Source organism: Flavobacterium aquicola (genome assembly GCF_003385115.1).
Taxonomy (GTDB): domain Bacteria; phylum Bacteroidota; class Bacteroidia; order Flavobacteriales; family Flavobacteriaceae; genus Flavobacterium; species Flavobacterium aquicola.
This window is the reverse complement of the sequence record NZ_QUNI01000007.1, coordinates 23,465-43,276: the sequence shown is the minus strand read 5'-3', so window position 1 is coordinate 43,276 and position 19,812 is coordinate 23,465. Positions and strand designations below refer to the sequence as shown.

The following is a 19,812-nucleotide window of genomic DNA, read 5'->3' as shown; positions in this document are numbered from 1 at the left end:
TCGAATGGCTTAATCTGGCATTTTAGTAAGTTCATCAATCAAATTAAAGAATCAAATCACATGATAAAAAATTGGACAACTATATTTATATATCATATCAAGAACAATAAACTCTTTACGGCTTTAAATATTCTTGGTTTGAGCATTGGAATTGCCGGATTAATTTTTGCGATTTTATATTGGAATGACGAGCAAAGTTACAATGACTGGAATCCTGGAAAAGATACCGTTTTTCAAGTTTTGGTCGACATTGGGGAGGAAAGAGTCTGGACAAATGCACCTGTAACATTCGAACCATTATTAAAAGATGATGCCAATATAGAAAAGATGATGTACTGCGAAAACTGGTACGAATCACCGCTGTATAAATACAATGGCAAAAAAATAATTATCGAAAAATTATTTAACAGCCAAAATAATTTCTTTGACTTCTTTCCTTTTGAATTTGTTAAGGGAAATCCAAAAACAGCATTGCAAAATGAAAACAGCATTGCCATGAAAGAGGAAACTGCAGCACTTTTTTTTGGAACTGAAAATCCTATTGGAAAACAAATTCAGTATGAAGATCAATTTCTTACAGTAACCGCAGTATATAAAATTACTCAAAACTCATCTATTGCTCCTGATGCGGTAGTGAATAATATGAAACCAAGAATAGATCGAGATAAAACCAGCTGGGGGAATTTTAATAATGGCTGGTATATCAAATTAAAAGATCCATCAAAAGCCGGTGAAATTTCAAAAAAACTTACCTCTATTTACTATCAGAACAAAACAATTAAAGATGCGAAGGCCGAAGGAATTACTCCCAAAGAATTCGAGTCAAAATATGGGAAGTTTAATTTTTTTCTGGAACCGCTTTCAATTTCTAGATTACATACTCAAGGCCAGGGATCACCAGAGGGAAAAGGCAATTATCAATTTCTGCTGATAATGTCAGGATTATCCATTTTGATATTAGTATTATCAATTGTCAACTATATTAATCTTGCTACAGCAAATGCCATTCGCCGTGCAAAAGAAGTAGGTGTCCGCAAAATTGTAGGCGCTTCGAAAACAGAAATAATAAAGCAGTTTCTGTTTGAAACTGTCATCACTGTTCTCTCATCTATTCTGCTTGCTCTAGCTATCGTTGAGCTGTCATTACCATATTACAATGAATTTTTAGATAAAACATTAATCATTTATGGAAATCAGTTTTACCTGCAGATCATATTGATTTTTATAATTACTGTAATCTTTGCAGGCGTTTTTCCAGCGATTTACGTATCTAATTTTGAAACCTTAAAAGTACTGAAAGGAAATTTTGGCAGAAATAAAAGCGGCGTGTGGCTTCGAAACGGAATGCTGATTCTTCAATTTTCCATTGCTTCTTTCTTTATTATTGGTTCCTACATTGTGTATGAGCAAGTACACTATTTAAGCACCAAAAGTCTGGGCTTTTCGGGATCTCAAGTTTTAGAAATTTTTTACTTTAAACCAGAAGCAGTTTTTAAGGCAAAAAATCCAGAGCAGTTAATTTTTGATCGTTACACAACTATAAAAAATGAATTATCAAAAATTAAAGGCGTACAGCAGGTAACAACAGGGGCATTCCGTTTTGGCGGCGGAAATGATTCGTCATCTGGTTTTAGCTACAAAGGGAACAATATTCAAGGTCAAAATCTGGCTGTCGATTTTGGAATGCTCGAAATGATGAAAATCGAAATGGCACAAGGACGTTATTTAAATCCAAAAATAGCTTCGGATACTATAAACTCGATGATGGTCAATGAGGCTGCTTTAAAAATAATGAACGAGAAAAATCCAATTGGAAAAATTGTCGATTGGAATGACCATAAACTCAAAATTATCGGAGTTGTTAAAGATTTCAGTCTCTTCAGTCCACAAGGAAAAGTGCCTCCAATGGTGTTTTTTCATTTCAAAACTGTGGATTGGATGATAGGAAACATAAATCACATTTATGTAAAACTAGAAGCCGAAAATACTGAACAGACTATTGGAGCTATTGAAAAATTCTGGACAGCAAAAGTAGATTCAGATTACCCATTCCACTATGATTTTATTGACAAAAGTTATATGAGAACTTATAAAACTTATGTGAAGCAAAAAAATCTTTTCTCTCTACTAAATGTTATAGTAATTATGATTGCTCTTTTCGGGTTATTTGCTTTGGCTTCTTATTCTATCGAAAGACGCATGAAAGAAATTGCTATCCGAAAAACACTTGGTGCCGAAACAAATGCTTTGCTAAAAGAACTTTCCAAACAATATATCATTTTCAGTTTAATTGGATTTCTAATTGCTTTGTTCCCTGTTTATTATTTACTCAATAGATGGTTAGAAAATTTCGCAAATAGAATTGACATTTCGATTTATCCATTTATAATTGGTTTCGCCGCTTTACTGTCACTCACACTGTTGGTAGTACTATCAAAAGCCTATCAGGCCACAAGAGTAGATGTTTTAAAATATTTAAAATACGAATAACCATGCTGAAAAATTGGATTAATATATTTTTATATCATATCAAAAAGAACAAGTTTTTTACAGCTTTAAATATTTTGGGTTTGAGTATCGGGATTTCAGGACTGGTTTTCGCACTCCTGTATTGGAATGACGAACAAAGCTATGATGCCTGGAATCCTGAAAAGGATAGTGTTTATCAGGTATTGGTGCAATTGACCGATATGCCGATTATGGCTGAGCATCCAGCGCGGTTAAAACCTTATTTAGAAAAAGACACAAATGTTGAAACTATTGTATTTGCTGACGATTGGTACCAAAAAGACAAAATTATTTACAAAGGAAAGAAAACTTTAGTAGATAAAATCATCAATACTGAGCGTAATTTCTTTTCTCTTTTTCCTTTTAAAATAATTCAGGGAAATGCAGTTTCAGCATTAAAAGACGATTCTGGAATTGCAGTTTCCGAAAATCTTGCGAAACGTATTTTTGGGGATGAAAACCCAATTGGAAAACAAATCAAATGCTTTGATACAATGTTTACAGTTCGTGCTGTATATCGTATTCCGGGTAATTCGTCAATTGCTCCTGATGCTGTGGTTAATACAATGAATGATATAATGGATCCGCAAAAACAATACGGCCTATTTTCATTAAAAATCCTTTTAAAATTAAAAGATCCGGCAAAAGCAGAAGCCACTAAAAAGATGCTTGAAAAAGCATATTACGATGAAGTTATTGTTTTAGAAGCAAAACAAGCTGGTTTTACACCTGAAGAAATGGCAAAGAAAATTGGGCATTTTACTGTTTTCATCGAACCGCTCTCAAAAGCAAGATTACATTCGGTAATGGACGGATATCCGGAAGGCCGGGGTAATTATCAATTCTTAATGATTATGGCAGGACTGTCCATTTTAATTCTCATTTTGTCGATTGTCAACTATATTAATCTGGCTATAGCCAATGCTATAAAACGTGCCAAAGAAGTGGGAGTGCGCAAAATCGCTGGGGCATCAAAAGGCAATATAGTTACCCAATTCATTTTTGAAACTATCTTGATCAGTTCCTTTTCAATATTATTAGCATTGGTAATTGTTGAGCTGACTCTGCCGTATTACAACGAATTTTTGGATAAAAATTTAAGAATTATTGGTACTCATTTTTATTCACAATTGATTCTGGTTTTTATAATTACCATTTTATTAGCGGGAATATTTCCGGCGGTTTATGTTTCTAATTTCGAAACCTTAAAAGTACTGAAAGGAAATTTTGGACGAAGTAAAAGCGGCGTTTGGCTGCGCAACGGAATGCTGGTTTTTCAATTTGCCATTGCAGCATTTTTCATCATTGGATCACATATTGTATACCAGCAGATCAGCTATCTGAATAATAAAGATTTAGGTTTCAAAGGAGATCAGGTAATTGAAATTAACTTAAATTTTCCAAATTCGGATTACGAAACAGAAAACCCTGGACAGCATATTTATAATAAATATATAACAATCAAGAATGAGCTGGCGAAAATAAAGGGAGTCGAAAATGTTTCAACAGCTCTTATGTCTTTTGATGGTTCTGACAATTCAACAGGTCCGGTACTGTATAAAGATGTACTTTTTAAAGAGCGTTCGGTGGCAGCAGATTATAATTTTCTGCAAATGATGAAAATAAAAATCATAAAAGGCAGAGGGCTTGACGAAAAATATGCTTCTGATTCTATTTCTTCTGTTTTAATTAATGAAGCAGCCCAAAAATTAATGAGTATGAAGGAGCCGGTCGGGCAAGAAATCCACATTAGAAACAGACCATTAAAAATTATAGGTGTTGTTAAAGATTTTAATATATTGAGTCCAGAATCCGAAGTACCGCCAATGTGTTTTTATCATCCAAAAACTGTTGATATAGCTCAAAATATTAGCAAAGTTTATATAAAACTAAGAGCAGATAATGTTGAAAACACCATAGCCGATATCGAGAAATTCTGGACAACTGTCGATACCGAATATCCTTTTAAATATGATTTTGTAGATAAAGAATATGCTAGAACTTATGAAACTTACGTAAAACAAAAGAACCTGTTTTCGCTGCTTAATATTATAGTTGTCTGTATTGCACTTTTCGGATTATTTGCTTTGGCTTCTTATTCGATACAAAGACGGATGAAAGAAATCGCAATCCGCAAAACGCTTGGTGCAGAAACGAATGCTTTATTGAAAGAACTCTCAAAACAATACATTTTATATTGCATTATAGGCTTCCTGACTGCATTATTTCCGGTGTATTATTTATTGAACAAATGGCTCGAGAATTTTGCTTTTAGAATTGACATGACCACATTTCCATTCCTATCCGGATTTGTAATTCTATTAGCTTTAACACTGACAATTGTACTGTCAAGGGCTTATCAGGCTACAAAAACTGATGTTTTAAAATATTTAAAGTATGAATAATAAAATCATTTTAACCATTATCTTTTTTTCATTTTTTGCCTTAGTAAGGGGTCAGGAAAATTCCTGGCCGCTTACTAAATGCATTGAAACTGCATTGCAGAATAATCTAGAAATAAAAATAAGACAGCTGGAAATTAAACGAACTCAGAAATCTCAAAATTCCGTTTTAAACCGAATGCTGCCTATTGTGGATTTAACTGGACAACAAAGTTATAATTTTGGTTCAACCATAGATCCAGCATCAAACGGGAGGGTAAGTTCCAATATTCAAAATGATAATTTCTATCTGAATGCCCGAACAAATTTGATAGATTTTAGTGCTTTTGCAAATGCCAAAAAAGATAAAATTACCATTGAACTCGCCAAAGCTGATAAGGAAGTCATTGAAAATGAATATAAATTACAAATTTTGGAAAGCTTTTATCAGGCACTTTATGTTCAGGAACTATTAAAAATTCAGAAAGAACAGTTCAAACAAGCTGTTTTTAATTTAGACAGAGTAACAAAAGAAGTCGCTATTGGAAGTAAACCTCAAAGCGATTTATATGATATGCAATTGAGTTTTGCCGAAGAAGAAAATAGAAATTTGGAATCCGAACAGCTTTACGGAATAAAAAAATTGCAGTTATTTCAATTGATGAATGCTACAGCTATTGCAACCGAAGAAGTAGTTTTAGTAAATGCATTAAATGAAAGTGCAGCCAATGATCTTGAAAACACAATCAATAACCCAAAAATACAGCGTGCCGAACTTCGGTATCAAAATAGTTTGAAATCTGTAAATTTAGAAAGAGCGAATAATTTACCCGTACTTTCGGCTTATTACGGCTACTCTACTTTTTACTACACTATTTTGAATAATCCAACTGGAAATACAGATAGTTTTAAAAATCAATTGGCAGACAACAAAAACCAGCAAGTTGGAATCCAAATGAATGTTCCCATTTTTAATGGATTTAGAAATAATAAAAAAATAACTGCTTCGAAAATTGAGAGCGAAAAATCGAAACAGACTATAGAACAGGAAAAACAGGAATTGGATAAACAGATTGCACTTGAAGAACAAAACAAAAAGAATTATCTGCAGCTTCAGAAAAAACTGAATGAAAAACAGCAATACGCAAAAGCATCTCTAAACACTACCCAAGCTAAATTTACTAACGGAAAGGTAGAAGCTATTTTGTATTCTTCGGTAAAAAACCAATTACTTTCAGCTGAATATGATGTATTAAAGAATGGGCTTCAGCTGCAGTATATTAGCTTGAAAATAAATTTATTGAAATACAACAGCTTGAAGATATAAGCAAATTTTTATGGTCTACGTCGCATAACAATCCGTATTCTGCATACCGTATTAAAAATAATACCTTAATCTACCAACCCTGAGTAAGTCCATTTTTCAGCACCTCTTCGTATTTATTTTTGTCAAAGCAATATAAATTGGGTGCTTTATGAGCTACGTTGCTCTTTTTTTCGTCCAATTTAGTAAGTATACCAATAGCGGTTATTTTCCTCAGAAAATTTCGACGGTCAAGTTTTCTTCCCAGTATGGTTTCGTATAATTTTTGCAGGTCGGGAATCGTGAACTTCTCTGGGAGCAGATTATAGCCTACTGGCATTAAACTAAGTTCAGTTCTTAGAGTTTCAAGTGCTCTATCAAGTATGGCTCTATGATCCAGAATCAATGCAGGAACTTTGTGATGGTCGACCCATTGTACAGTTTCGCTAGGATTATCAATCCTTGGAATTGCTTTCGAAAAATTCACTAAGGCATAATATCCTATTGTTACAAACCTGCTTTTATACCACTTTTCCTCTTCGGGCGGAATTCCAAAATAAGCCAAAGAATCACTGCTAAAATGATTTTGATTTCTGCCCACCGTACCAAAAGTGGCAAACTGCCTCAGAAAAATTCCCATAAGACCTGTTCTTGCCTGCAAAACACTAACAGCTGCCGTATCGATATCCTCATCAATCGAAATAAATCCGCCAGGCAAAGACCAGCTGTCATCATAACCGGTTTTGATTAACAAGACTTTAAGCTGATTGTCATCAAAACCAAAGATTACACAATCAATAGACAATCCGGGCTGATATTCTTTGCTGTTTTTTAGCTGTGTTTTTAACATGACTCTGAGAATAGTGTTCTACCTAAATTATTGTTTTGCAAGTTAGTTCATTTTGCATCGAAAATTAATTAAAAATTCTTCCCTTTCGAAACTTACTTTGACAGAAAATTTGTTTTGTTGACTGGGAAATTTACCTAAATCAATATTCAAATCTATTTTTTTTACCTAAAATGTTTTTTGTATCAAAATTAAATGTACATTGCGTCATATTAACACATTGTATTTTACTAAAAAACAACCACTTATAATTATGAAAAATATAGTAATGCTCATTATGGGACTATTTGTTACTGCAACAGCACTTGCCCAAACGATTGATTATCGGGAAAAAGCTAAAAAATTAGTTTCGCAGATGACCCTGGAAGAAAAGGCTTCCTTATGCTCCGGAGAAACAGCATGGTCAACACAAGGAATTGCAAGACTTGGAATACCATCAATTTTTATGACTGACGGGCCACATGGTCTACGCAAAGCTGAGGGCTTCGATTTTACCAATAGCGTTCCGGCAACCTGTTTCCCCACTGCTTCTGCTTTGGCATCTTCATGGAATCCCGCTCTGGCTCAAAAAATGGGAGAAGCACTGGGAATAGAATCACAGGCTAATGATGTTCAGATATTGCTGGGTCCCGGTGTTAATATGAAAAGATCACCATTGGGCGGGCGTAATTTTGAGTATTTTTCTGAAGATCCTATTTTGGCTGGTAATATTGCAACAGCATTTATAAAAGGCGTGCAAAGTCAAGGCGTGGGAACTTCGATGAAACATTTTGCTGCCAATAACCAAGAGTTTGAAAGAATGACCAACAGTTCCAATGTTGATGAACGCACCTTAAATGAAATCTACTTTCCCGCTTTTGAAATGGCTGTAAAGGAGGCGCAGCCATGGACCGTAATGTGTTCTTACAATAAACTGAATGGTGTTTATGCCTCCGAAAATAAATATCTGTTAAATGATGTTTTAAAAGAAAAATGGGGTTTCAAAGGATTTGTTGTTTCAGATTGGGGAGCAGTAAATGACAGACCATTGGGCGTAAATGCTGGTCTAAATCTCGAAATGCCTTCAAATGGCGGGTTTAATAACCAAAAAATTGTTGAAGCGGTAAAAAACGGAACTTTGGCGGAAGCCAGATTAAACGAAATCGTAATTGAGACTCTTGCTATAACTCTTAAAGCAAAGGACAGTCATAAAAAAGGAATAACAGCAGATAAGTCCAAACATAATGCTCTCGCAAGACAGGTAAGCGGAGAATGTATTGTTTTATTAAAAAATGATAACGAAATTTTACCACTCGCCTCTTCCACCAAAAAAATCGCAGTTATTGGTGCATTTGCAAAAACACCCCGCTACCAAGGTGCAGGAAGCTCGCAGGTAAAACCTACCCAAATAGAAAATGCTTTCGATGAACTGCAGAAACTGTCTAAAGGAGTTTCATTAACGTTTACTCCAGGATATAATTCAGATGGTACAACAACTGAAACCATGATGTCTGAAGCAGTACTGAATGCAAAAAATGCTGAAACGGTTTTAATTTTTGCCGGCTTGCCAGACATTTATGAGTCTGAAGGATATGACAGGCAAAATATGGATATGCCCGATGGACACAATAAATTGATTGAAGCAGTAGCGAAAACCAATAAAAATACAGTAGTGATTTTAATGAACGGATCTGCGGTTTCGATGCCTTGGAAAAAGGATGTTTCAGGAATCATAGAAGCTCATCTTGGCGGTCAGGCTGGTGGTGGAGCAGTTGCAGATGTATTGACTGGGAAGGTAAATCCTTCCGGAAAATTATCGGAAACATTTCCTGTTCGTTTGGAAGATACCCCAACAGCAATTGATTTTCCTTCAAAAGATGGGAATGCTAATTATGGAGAGGGAATATTTATTGGTTATCGCTATTATGACAAAAGAAAAATCGAGCCTAATTTCCCTTTCGGATATGGATTGAGTTACACAACTTTTAGCTATTCTGATATTAGCACAAATACTGCTTCCGCAAAAGACACCGATGCTGTTATTATTTCTGTAAAAGTAAAAAACACTGGAAAAACAGCAGGAAAAGAAGTTGTACAGCTCTATGTACATGAACAAGAAACTGAAGTTACCCGTCCTGAAAATGAACTGAAGCATTTTGAAAAAATCAGCCTGAATCCAGGGGAAGAAAAAACAGTTAGTTTTCATTTAACCTCTCGCGATTTTGCATACTACAATACAGCTTTACACGAGTGGGTAACAAAATCAGGGAAATTTGATATTCGAGTGGGAGCTTCTTCCAGAGATTTGCCTTTGCAGCAAACCATCGATATTCAGTCTACTAAAAGTGCCGAAATTGTTTTCACTCGGAACACTTTGCTAAAAGTATTTAAAAAATCACCTAAAGGAGCTCCCATATACGAGATGCTTTTCAAAGGAATTACCAATGGAAAAAAGGCAGTAACTGAAGAAGACAAAAAAGGAGAAGCCTTCTTGGATGCAATGCTGGGTGATATGCCAATAAGTAAATTTATACTAATGTCCGGAGGAAAATTTACAGAAGAAAAATTACAGGCCGTTTTAAACAGCGTTAATTCCAATTAAAATAAAGACTTCTATAATTAATTAGTAATTTTATAGTTGTGAATGCTGAGGCTGTTTATTTTAACAGCCTCTTTTATTAAAAAAATCTGTTCTTTTGAATCAAATGGATATGCCATTGGGGAAAAAGTCCTTTAGAATACCACACATCCCTCAATCCTCTTCGAAAAAAGAGGAAAAAAATATCGGTCTTTTTATAAAACCAATGGCAATTTTACAAAAGAGCGTTAGGATTCAGAAGAATTCTAACGCTCTTTTTTGCAGTTATACTATTTTATTTAAAATATTTCTATTGATATTTCAGCATAATTGCAGCAAACTCCTGTCCCCATTCCTGACCGGCAATTAAACTTTTTTCGGACAGCTCTACAGACTTGGACTGCATTTTTAATCCTATCGGGCTTTCATAAAATGCGATCATTGCTTTTATATCAGCTGGTGAATATACTTCCATATATACTTTTGCCAATTTATCATAGAGACTAGGTAATGTTGCATCAAAATCTTTCAGAAATTCACTTTGTTTATCGGCAGCAATCATTTTGACAACTTGATTTTTCACCGTTTTTATCTGTGCATCGCCACCGCTTATCGTTATGAATTTTAATACCTCAGCTTTGAAAGCTGCATCTTGAGCTGTTACAAATTGAGCCGTTAAAACTAATGCGAAAATTAATAATGTTTTCTTCATAATATCTTTTGTTTGGTTTGTGTTGATTAGGTAATTATTTAGTTTTTCTAATAAACTCTATAAAAATCAACCAAGTTCCGAAATAAATTTCGATCCTTTATTACAAAAGATAATTTTTGCAGATTTTTTGCAGTAAATTACTTAACAAACCATAAAAACAAAAAGTCTGCAGGTATTTGAATTATTAAAAAACAGTTATTTTACCAATTCAAAACTATCCTTTAAACGAATATCTGCCGAAGAAGAACCAACCATCAAATCAAAATCTCCCGGCTCTGAAACAAACTCCAATGCATTGTTGTAAAAAGATAATTTCTGATTATCAATTGTAAACTGAATTGTTTTAGTTTCGCCTCGGTTCAAAGTGATTTTTTGAAAATCTTTCAGTTCACTGATCGGGCGCACAACAGAACCAAATCTGTCTTTCAAATACAGCTGAACCACTTCCTCGCCTTTTACACTTCCTGTGTTGGTTATATTTAATGAAACGGTGATTGATTCGTTATTTTTCATTGTTTTTTTAGAAAGCTTCAAATTAGAATATTCGAAAGTTGTATAACTTAATCCATATCCAAAAGGGAATTTAGGCGTTGTCGGCAAATCTATGTAAGCCGATTTATAATTTTTATCCTCATTAAAAGAAGGTCTTCCTGTACTGAAATGATTGTAGTAAATTGGAATTTGCCCCTCGGTTCTTGGAAAAGTCATTGGCAGTTTTCCTGACGGATTATAATCTCCAAAAAGAACATCTGCAATAGCATTTCCAGCTTCTGATCCTAACCACCATGTATAAACAATTGTTGGCATATTATCGGCAACCCAATCAAAAATAAGAGGTCTTCCTGCATTTATCAAAATAACAATTGGCTTTCCTGTCTTTTGAAGTTCCTTGATCAGCTCTACCTGAACTCCCGGCAATTGCAGGTTACTCTTGCTTTTGGCTTCTCCGCTTTTATTAAAATTTTCTCCTATACTTAAAATGATAACCTCCGCCTGACTAGCGACATTCAAAGCATCTGCAAAACCTTCCTTGCTTTTGTCTTCTACTCCACAGCCTTTGGCATACAAAACTTTAGTCTTTTTGCCTACTTTGTTCACCAGCCCTTCCCATTGCGATACAATATATGTGGAATCCACATCTTTTACATCTACTGCCCAAAATCCATGATTATCTCTTTTTGGTTTTACCATTGGTCCAATAAAAGCAATTGTTTTAAGCCCTTTCGAAAGCGGAAGAACATCTCTTTCATTTTTTAACAGCACTATACTTTTGGTTGCTATTGCTCTAGCTGCTTTAGTATGTTCCGGATTATTTAATGCAGCCTGTTCTCTTTCCAGACTGCAGAATTTATAAGGATCATCAAACAATCCCAATTCAAACTTCTTGCGTAAAATTCTCTTTACCGCGTCGTCAATTAAAGCAACTGGAACTTTATTTTCCTTAACCAATTGTTCCAAATTATAACGATATGCATTGCTTTCCATATCCATATCACTTCCTGCTGTTATTGCAGAAAGAGCTGCTTCCTTATTGTCTTTTACGTAACCGTGAGCTACCATTTCTCCTATCGAACCCCAATCGGAAACCACAAAACCTTGAAAATTCCATTTTCCTTTCAAGATATCTCTCAGCAGATAACTATTTCCTGTAGCAGGTATTCCATTAAGGTCATTGAACGAGTTCATAAAAGTAGCCGCTCCAGCATCAAGAGCCGATTTATAAGGAGGCAGGTACGTTTCCCAAAGCATTCGGTTACTCATATCAACTGAATTATAATCACGTCCTCCAACGGCAGCTCCATAAGCTGCAAAATGTTTTACACAGGCCATAACCGAATTCACATCTCCTAAATTACCCTGAAATCCCTTCACTCTGGCATATGCGATTTTGGATCCCAGATAGGTATCTTCACCAGCTCCTTCCATCACTCTTCCCCAGCGCGGATCACGAGAAATATCAGCCATTGGTGCAAATGTCCAATGAATTCCCGAAGCTGCCGCCTCTACTGCTGCAATTCTAGCTGATAGTTCCATTGCATCCAAATCCCAGCTGGCTGCTTCTGCTAACGGAATAGGGAAAGTAGTTTTGTAACCATGAATCACATCCAAGCCAAACAGCAATGGAATCTTTAGCCGCGACTGCATTGCCAAATCCTGGTACTGCCTTGTATACTTGGTTCCCATAATATTCAGCATCGAACCAATTAATCCTTTTTTTATTTCATTTTGTTTATTGGCATTAATGGTAATAGGTCCAGTTGCAGCATTATCGCCTGTGTATTGGTTAAGCTGTCCTATTTTTTCTTCCAAAGTCATTTTCTTTAATAAGTTTTCGACTTTTTGGTCTACCGATTCCTGTGAAAAGGCAAAAACCGAGGCGAATACAAACGCCAATGCTGTTAATTTTTTCATTTTTGATATTTTTATTTTAATGCAGGTATATACCATATTTCATTTTTTAAATCGATGCCACCACTCATTTGCTCCTGAACAACCCTATCAATAACAAATACTCCTTTTTCAGCCATATTCTCAAAAGTGTCAATACCATTATTTGGGAACCCGATTCTTGTTCTATGAATATTAAACTGGTTTGAAAATTTACGGTTGAAGGCTTTTTCAACTCCTTCTTTTCCTATCATAAATCCCAGCAAACCTCCCCAAGTTGCTGTAGGATTATCTGAATCCCAGCCAGCAAGTGTTCCAATTTTAATGGTTTCGACTATATTGCCTTCTCCATAAAATAAACTGATCAAACTTGAAGCAAAATTAATACCCGCCGCAAAACAGCCATTGCAGTATTTGTTTTTTGATGTCATATCATAACCATCGGCTTGATCTACCTGATATCTTTGATACACCTCATCCCGGGTTTTTTCCCAAGGTATATTTGACAAATATCTGCTTTTTACAAAATCGTACATTTTGGCTGAATAGGAATCATTAGGAAGCTGTTTTCTAGAAAGATCTGCCATCCAAAGTATCTTTTCTTTGTTTGTCTTTTTTTCATCAGCAGCCGAAGCTATAGAATACATTGTAACATAAAACTCCGAAATCCATTGAGAATTAAATCTAGCAGTGGTCTGAATGGGAAGTTTGGCCATTTTTAAAGCAACATCTGGTCTTGCTGGGGCAAAAAGACCAAAAATTTCTGTTGTCAATTGTGCGTCTATCATTTCAAATTCCTGATTGTTTTCTGGATCTCCTGTTGCTGGAGGAATCATTCCTTCATTCATTAAATCAAAAGCTCTCTGATTTGAAACCCACAAAAAATTTTCTTCTTCTTTTTTGATATGTTGAAGCCATCCTAAACGAATCTGCTCACCTGTTAATATAGATTGTTTATTTGTGTACAGCAGTTCCTGATAGATGTATTCTATGTCTGTGTCGTCATCTGACCCCCAGACAGTACCCGGTTCTGAAAAAACAAAATCAATAACAGCTGATAAATTACTTGGAACTCCCTGTCCCCAAATACTTGGCTGATCTGGTTTTCCCCAATCGTCACGTGTATAAAAAGCTCCAGTTTTTAGTTCTCCTATAGAGCCAATTTTGTCCATTTCAGTCACCAAGCCAGTCCAATTTGCAATACATTGTCCAAGCCAAAAACCATAAAGTTTTTCCTTATATTTACTTCTAGATATTATTCTGTCTGCAGCTTTGGGTTTATACGCGCAATTACCTTCCTTTTCAGTTAGTTTTAAATTAGAATCGTTTTGACTTAATGCAATATTGCAAAAGAAAAACAATTTCAAAATAAGAAAATAACTTGATTTCAGATTTTTCATACACGTATTCCTATTCTGTTAAAATTAAGAAATTTAATATTAAATAGATGAAAAATATAGAACAATCACAAATTATTTTTTAAACTCTAAATAGTTAAGATTAAAGTTTCCTCCCTCGAAGTGAACACGTATTTTATTTATGCCCTGCTTAAGGTTAACATTTTTAAGCGTAACAGTTTTCCATACCCCAAACCCGCCAGAAACCGGCAGTTCAATTGTTTCTGATATTTTTACATTGTCCAGTTCCAAATACAGTTTACCTCCCGCTTTTTCATTTGAATACCGAACCTCAACATCGTAACTGCCTTCTTTTTTTACTTCAGTGGTAAACTGCAGCCATTCTTTATCCTCAATAAATGAAACTTGAAAGCCATTCGTTGTTTTATCAGTACAGGCTTCAATATCCACACCATCGTTTCGCATCTTACCTCCCTTATTCCATTGGGTAAATTTTGTTCCATCATAATTTGCTACATCATTGTCAGAATAAGCAAAACCATTTTGACCTAAATCAAATTCGGTAGCAAATATTCTTCCGGGAAGCTGCTGTTTTTTATACATCTTGGTGTTATTGTCCTGCACTTGTCTAAACATAGCATCAATCACATCATACCTAATCGTCAAATGTTCCATTTTATAATTCTCAGCTACTTGCATCAGTACTTTTTTGGAGAAGCTGGCACTTGGTTTGGTACCGCCGTTTTTCCAATATTCTAATAACTGATCATAGCCTGCAGGCTTAGTAACCGAAGTAACTCCTGCTAAATTTTCAATTTTTTTCATTGGCCAAAAAGCCCAGCCGATATTATTGGATTCCATTAATGAAATTGCTTCTTCAAACCATACGTTTGAGTTTTCCCCGCTTTCGCCTAACCAGATTGGCACATTATACTGTGTTCTATAATTTAACATAGTCTGTATAGAAGCTGTATCGTTTGTATTCCAGTATTTATGAAAGCTCAAAGCCATATTTTCATCCCAAAGCGGGAATATTCCGTTATAATTATTACCCCAGCAGTTTCCTTCAATAATAACTAAATGATTCGGATCTATCGCTCTTATTGCTTTTGTGATTCTAAGCTGCAGTGCTCTTAGAGGAGCATTAGATGTTTCATCACAGCCGTTTTGATTGGTTCCAGTAAAATTCCAATTGGGTTCATTGATAATATCATAGCCTCCTATCCAAGGATTATCTTTATAGCGCTGCGCTAATTTTTCCCAAAGTGCTACCATTTTATCCTGATTTGCAGTACTCTCCCAAAGTGATGGTTTTGAATCATCGTAGTCGGATATTGCAGCATCTTTCCCTTGGCCTCCAGGAGCAGCATGCAAGTCTAGAATTAAATACATTTTATTGGCAGCACACCATTTTACTAAATCATCTGTCATTTTAAAACCTTCTTCCAGCCAAGTGACTTCACCGTCTTTTTCGGTCTCAATCGCTGGAGTGTATAAATTATAATGCATTGGCAAACGGATGGAATTAAATCCCCACGCAGCTAAAGAGTCTATATCTCTCTTTGTTATTCCGTTTGATTTATAGGCCTTATAAAATTCTTCTGTGTCTTTTGCACCAATTAAATCTGTGATCTTCTGTTTAATTTTATATTGAGAACCTGCAAAGGCCCCCGTTTGAATCATATAGCCTTCCTGTACCATCCAGCCACCTAATCCCAATCCTCGCAAAACGATATTTTTACCGTTTCCGTCTACAATATTTTGACCGTCTCTATGCAGAAAGCTTTGTGAAAAAGAACTGAAAGACAGTACTGAAAGGCATACTAAAAAAATAGATTTCATTTATATGGTGTTTTATTATTTTTTAATAAATTTTACAGTCTGCGTTGTATCAGCTCCACTAATTTTCATTAGGTAAACGCCCAAATAAAGCTGATTTACATCAATATTATTTTGCTTTCCTTGAATTGAAGAATGAATTAATTCCCGGCCATTTATATCATAGATCTTTACAGTTAAATCTTCATCAATCTTTGAACTTACTGTTACACTATTTTGTGCCGGATTAGGGTATACTTCGAACGAATTCGTATTACTTTGAAATGATTTTGTTCCTAAAACTTCAATTGTACCTGTTACTCCCCAATTGAAATATTCCCAGCCGCCCGGTGCAGTTCTGGTGCAAGTAAGACCTGAAGTTGCCCCATTTTCTGAGGATACATATAAATTATTGAATCCTTTTATTGTATATACTCCGCACAAATCCTCAAGAGTAAATTTTTGATAGTTTCCAATTGTTCTTGAATTACAATACAATTTATTGGTTGAACTGTCTAATGTTACATACAAACCATTATTTCCTTTAAGTGCAATTAACCCATTACCGGCATCAACAATGGTAAATTTTTCATTTGCATTTGCGTTTGCATTGGTACTGCTCATTAAATAATCTGTACTGGTGAACGTTACATATTTAGCATTATTTCCTTTTAAATAAATGATATTAGCCGTTTTAACAACTGGAACTATTGCTGGAACATTGGCATTTTCATAAATAAAATTCACAGAATTTATATTAAACTCCCCAGACAAATTAGCAATTCTTATTGCTTGTAACCCTGCCGATTTAAAAACTCCTGTAACTTTATATGTTTTCCAAGACGTCCAGCCCCCTGTAGCAGGAATATCTGATGTGGCTACAACTTCAGTTCCATCAGCATTTTGAATTTGTATTTTACCAGTGGCAGCATTTCCATTAGCTACCCTAAGTTCTACCGTATAAGTACCCGGCTGATCAACATTTACCGTATACTTCATCCATTCTCCAGAAACAAACCATCCTACAGTATATCCATTAGACTGCGAATCAGTTGTGGCTTCAATATCAACTCCATTATTGCGGTACACCCAGCCATTATTCCATGCGGTATAAGTTCCTGTTGTAATATGGAAATCTTCCCACGCCTGATCTGAATATGCATATCCTTTCATTCCATAATCATAATTGGCTGTATAAAGTTTTCCTGGTATAGCATTACTTGAGAATGCTTGTGTATCTCTAGTACCCGGCTGTGTAAAAATTGACCTAACAACTTCTGTCTGTAACGTACAGTTTGCTAATTTGACATTCTCAGCCAATTGCATAACTGTATTGAATGCGGTGGTAGGATCAAGACTTGGATTTGTTCCTCCAAAGTAATTTAACAAAGCAGTATAGCCTGAAGGGAATTTTGCATCAGCAAAATCATTTATACTGCCAAATTTTTTCATAGGCCACCATGACATTCCAATTCCATTATCATTAAAAACCTCAACCGTTCTAGTGAAATGATCATTGCTGTTTTCTCCATGTTCGCCACACCAAATAGGCCTGTTTTGTGCTGTTCGAAAATCTGTTATCCATTTAATATCCTGATTTGATGTAGCCGACCAATATTTATGAAAAGTATAAACCATATTTGCATCCCAAGCTGGAGTCAAACCAGTATAGTCATTTGCATACCAGTTCCCTTCAATAAATAAAATATGATTATCTGAATTTGCTCTGATAACATCTGTCATTCTGCCGTAAACATTTCTTAAAGCAGTTCCGTTTGGTAAATTCCAAGCAGGCTCATTTATCAAATCATAACCTGCAACCCAGGATTCACCTTTATATCTTTCTGATATTTTTTTCCATAATGCAACAGCTTTTGTCTTATGGGTATCACTTTCCCAAAAGGAAGGTTTAGTACTGTCATAATCACTAATAGCATTATTGCTTTGTCCGCCAGGAGTAGCATGCAGATCAATTATGACATAAATCCCAGCATTCGTACACCAGGAAATTACATTATCCAAAAGAGTAAATCCTTGATTATTCCAAGCATCCGGTGTGCCTAGATTGACAAAATACTCATAGTGAATAGGTATACGCACAGCATTAAATCCCCAAGCTTTAACTTGTTCAATATCCGATTGTGTAACATGGTTATTTAGCCACTTATCATAAAAAGTTTTAGTATTTGCGGCACCAATCAAAGTTGTTAATTTTTTTTTCCAAGTGTGCTGATCAGGTGCTTGGTTTGCGGAATTCATCATATATCCTTCCATTACCATCCAGTTTCCGAAGTTCATAGCGTTTAGAATCACCTCTTCGTTTGTAGAGCTGTTCACTATTTTCTGTCCTTCTACCTTTAACATTTGTGCCGAAGCAGCATTGCTCGATAAGATAGAAATGAATATTAATAATGAAAATAGTTGATTAGAAAATGTCTTTTTATTTTTCATAGCAAATTAATAAATAAGTGTTTGAATTGCATTTGGCAGAATAGAAATTTCGGCAGCCTGAGTTCCTACGCATAAGTTATAGATTACAGCAGTATTGCTTTGATTCATAACTACCGTTACCATTTTTCCGTCTTTATTCAAAAATGATGTACTCAAAAGATTGCTTCTGCTTACTGCAGAACTAACTCTTTTGGCTTCTGGGCGAATAAATTTAGAAAAATGTCCAATATAATAATAAGATGGAGTATAAATTAATTCTCCGGTTTTAGTATCGGCGTGAATAGGGGCAAAACAAAAGTTCCCCACATGATTAGGACCACCTTTTTCATCCAAAAGTATATTCCAGTCCGTCCAGCCTACAGTTCCGTTATTAAAATCATGTATCATCGATGATCCATACCTTTCCCCATTGACCCAGAATTGATATTTATCAGCGTCAAATTTCTCGACACAGCCTTCGGTAAACATTAAGTTTTTATCTGGGAATGCTGCATGAACTTTCCCGACATTTTCAAACATCTGGTTGCCTCCTGCCCATGTTTCGTACCAATGAAATCCCATTCCCCATGCATACTTTGAGGCTTCGGGATCATTAAAAATAATATTAGCCCGCTGTAACATCAAATCACGATTGTGATCCCAAACAATTATTTTTTTGCTTCCCAGACCTTCTTTTTTCATAGTTGGCCCAAGATAATTTTTTAGAAAATCTCTTTCCGCTTCAGCTGTAAACACACAAGATTCCCACGTTTGTACCGCCATAGGCTCATTCTGAACACTAATTCCCCATATTGGCATGCCTTCTTTTTCATAGGCTTTGACAAACTTTGTATAATAAGCGGCCCATGGCTGAAAAAACTCAGGCAATAATGTTCCGCCTTTCAGCATATTTTTATTGCTTTTCATAAAAGCAGGAGGACTCCATGGACTTGCGTACAGAATTATTTTTCCGCCGGCAGTTTCGGTTGCTTTTTTTATCAGCGGTATTTTAAATTCTCTGTCATGTTCGATAGAAAAACTTTTCAATTCAGTATCGCCTTCATTTATATAAGTATAACTCCCAGATGCAAAATCGGAACTGTGAATTGTGGTTCGCAGTAACGAATAGCCAATTCCTTTTTCGGCACTGTAATATGCGTTTAAGAATTCCTGCTGCTTCTCTTTAGATAATTTAGCAAAGACCTCAGCACTTGCATCTGTTACAGCTCCGCCAATTCCCAATAAGGACTGATACGTTTTATCTGGATTTACAAAAACACAAATTTGAGTTTCTACAGGCTGTGCGAGATCTGAAAACGTGTGATCCTCAGTTTTAGATAATCTCAAATTGGTGCTTTCGGCCGTAGTATAAACTGTAACCGTTTTATTTTTTGTCGAAAAAGAATTCGCAGCTGCTTTATTTTTTTGCTGTGCAAAAACAAAAAAAGATGCTAGTACAAATATTGTGGAGGTTATTTTTTTCATAATTTGTTTTTTTGGACATAGATAA

Annotated in this window: 11 protein-coding genes; 4 read left to right on the top strand and 7 right to left on the bottom strand. The window is 35.3% G+C overall.

What is annotated here, in order from left to right:
* The first annotated feature begins 60 nt into the window (after nucleotides 1–60).
* The 3 genes from C8P67_RS12865 to C8P67_RS12855 are packed head-to-tail and all read left to right on the top strand — an operon-like array spanning nucleotide 61 to nucleotide 6,216.
* Entirely contained in the window at nucleotides 61–2,490 is a 2,430-nt protein-coding gene (locus C8P67_RS12865) for an ABC transporter permease (protein WP_115813590.1), read from the top strand.
* 2 nt (nucleotides 2,491–2,492) lie between these two features.
* The gene (locus C8P67_RS12860; protein WP_115813589.1) at nucleotides 2,493–4,913 is read left to right on the top strand and encodes an ABC transporter permease; all 2,421 of its coding nucleotides are present in this window, start codon (nucleotides 2,493–2,495) and stop codon (nucleotides 4,911–4,913) included.
* Nucleotides 4,906–6,216: a TolC family protein gene (locus C8P67_RS12855; protein ID WP_115813588.1), complete on the top strand. Its 1,311-nt coding sequence runs from the start codon at nucleotides 4,906–4,908 to the stop codon at nucleotides 6,214–6,216. The genes C8P67_RS12860 and C8P67_RS12855 overlap by 8 nt, the downstream gene beginning before the upstream one ends.
* A 70-nt stretch (nucleotides 6,217–6,286) precedes the next feature.
* Here C8P67_RS12855 and C8P67_RS12850 read toward each other — a convergent pair whose 3' ends face one another.
* Nucleotides 6,287–7,042 carry an NUDIX hydrolase gene (locus tag C8P67_RS12850; protein ID WP_115813587.1) on the bottom strand — a complete coding sequence of 252 codons (756 nt, stop codon included), beginning with the start codon at nucleotides 7,040–7,042 and terminating at the stop codon, nucleotides 6,287–6,289.
* Nucleotides 7,043–7,292: 250 nt separating this feature from the next.
* Here C8P67_RS12850 and C8P67_RS12845 point away from each other — a divergent pair, with 250 nt between their 5' ends.
* Complete coding sequence (locus tag C8P67_RS12845) at nucleotides 7,293–9,620, top strand: glycoside hydrolase family 3 C-terminal domain-containing protein (RefSeq protein ID WP_211319913.1); 2,328 nt, start codon at nucleotides 7,293–7,295, stop codon at nucleotides 9,618–9,620.
* Nucleotides 9,621–9,906: 286 nt separating this feature from the next.
* Here C8P67_RS12845 and C8P67_RS12840 read toward each other — a convergent pair whose 3' ends face one another.
* From C8P67_RS12840 to C8P67_RS12815, 6 genes are all read right to left on the bottom strand, one after another.
* On the bottom strand, nucleotides 9,907–10,308 hold the full coding sequence (locus C8P67_RS12840; RefSeq protein ID WP_115813586.1) for a DUF2059 domain-containing protein: 402 nt from the start codon (nucleotides 10,306–10,308) through the stop codon (nucleotides 9,907–9,909).
* A 195-nt stretch (nucleotides 10,309–10,503) separates the two neighbouring features.
* Entirely contained in the window at nucleotides 10,504–12,720 is a 2,217-nt protein-coding gene (bglX, locus tag C8P67_RS12835; protein WP_115813784.1) for a beta-glucosidase BglX, read from the bottom strand.
* A gap of 11 nt (nucleotides 12,721–12,731) precedes the next feature.
* Entirely contained in the window at nucleotides 12,732–14,096 is a 1,365-nt protein-coding gene (locus C8P67_RS12830) for an ADP-ribosylglycohydrolase family protein (protein ID WP_115813585.1), read from the bottom strand.
* 72 nt (nucleotides 14,097–14,168) lie between these two features.
* Entirely contained in the window at nucleotides 14,169–15,896 is a 1,728-nt protein-coding gene (locus C8P67_RS12825) for a cellulase family glycosylhydrolase (protein ID WP_115813584.1), read from the bottom strand.
* A 15-nt stretch (nucleotides 15,897–15,911) separates the two neighbouring features.
* Nucleotides 15,912–18,323: a cellulase family glycosylhydrolase gene (locus tag C8P67_RS12820; RefSeq protein ID WP_115813583.1), complete on the bottom strand. Its 2,412-nt coding sequence runs from the start codon at nucleotides 18,321–18,323 to the stop codon at nucleotides 15,912–15,914.
* A gap of 6 nt (nucleotides 18,324–18,329) precedes the next feature.
* Complete coding sequence (locus tag C8P67_RS12815) at nucleotides 18,330–19,787, bottom strand: glycoside hydrolase family 30 protein (protein WP_115813582.1); 1,458 nt, start codon at nucleotides 19,785–19,787, stop codon at nucleotides 18,330–18,332.
* Nucleotides 19,788–19,812 lie beyond the last annotated feature (25 nt).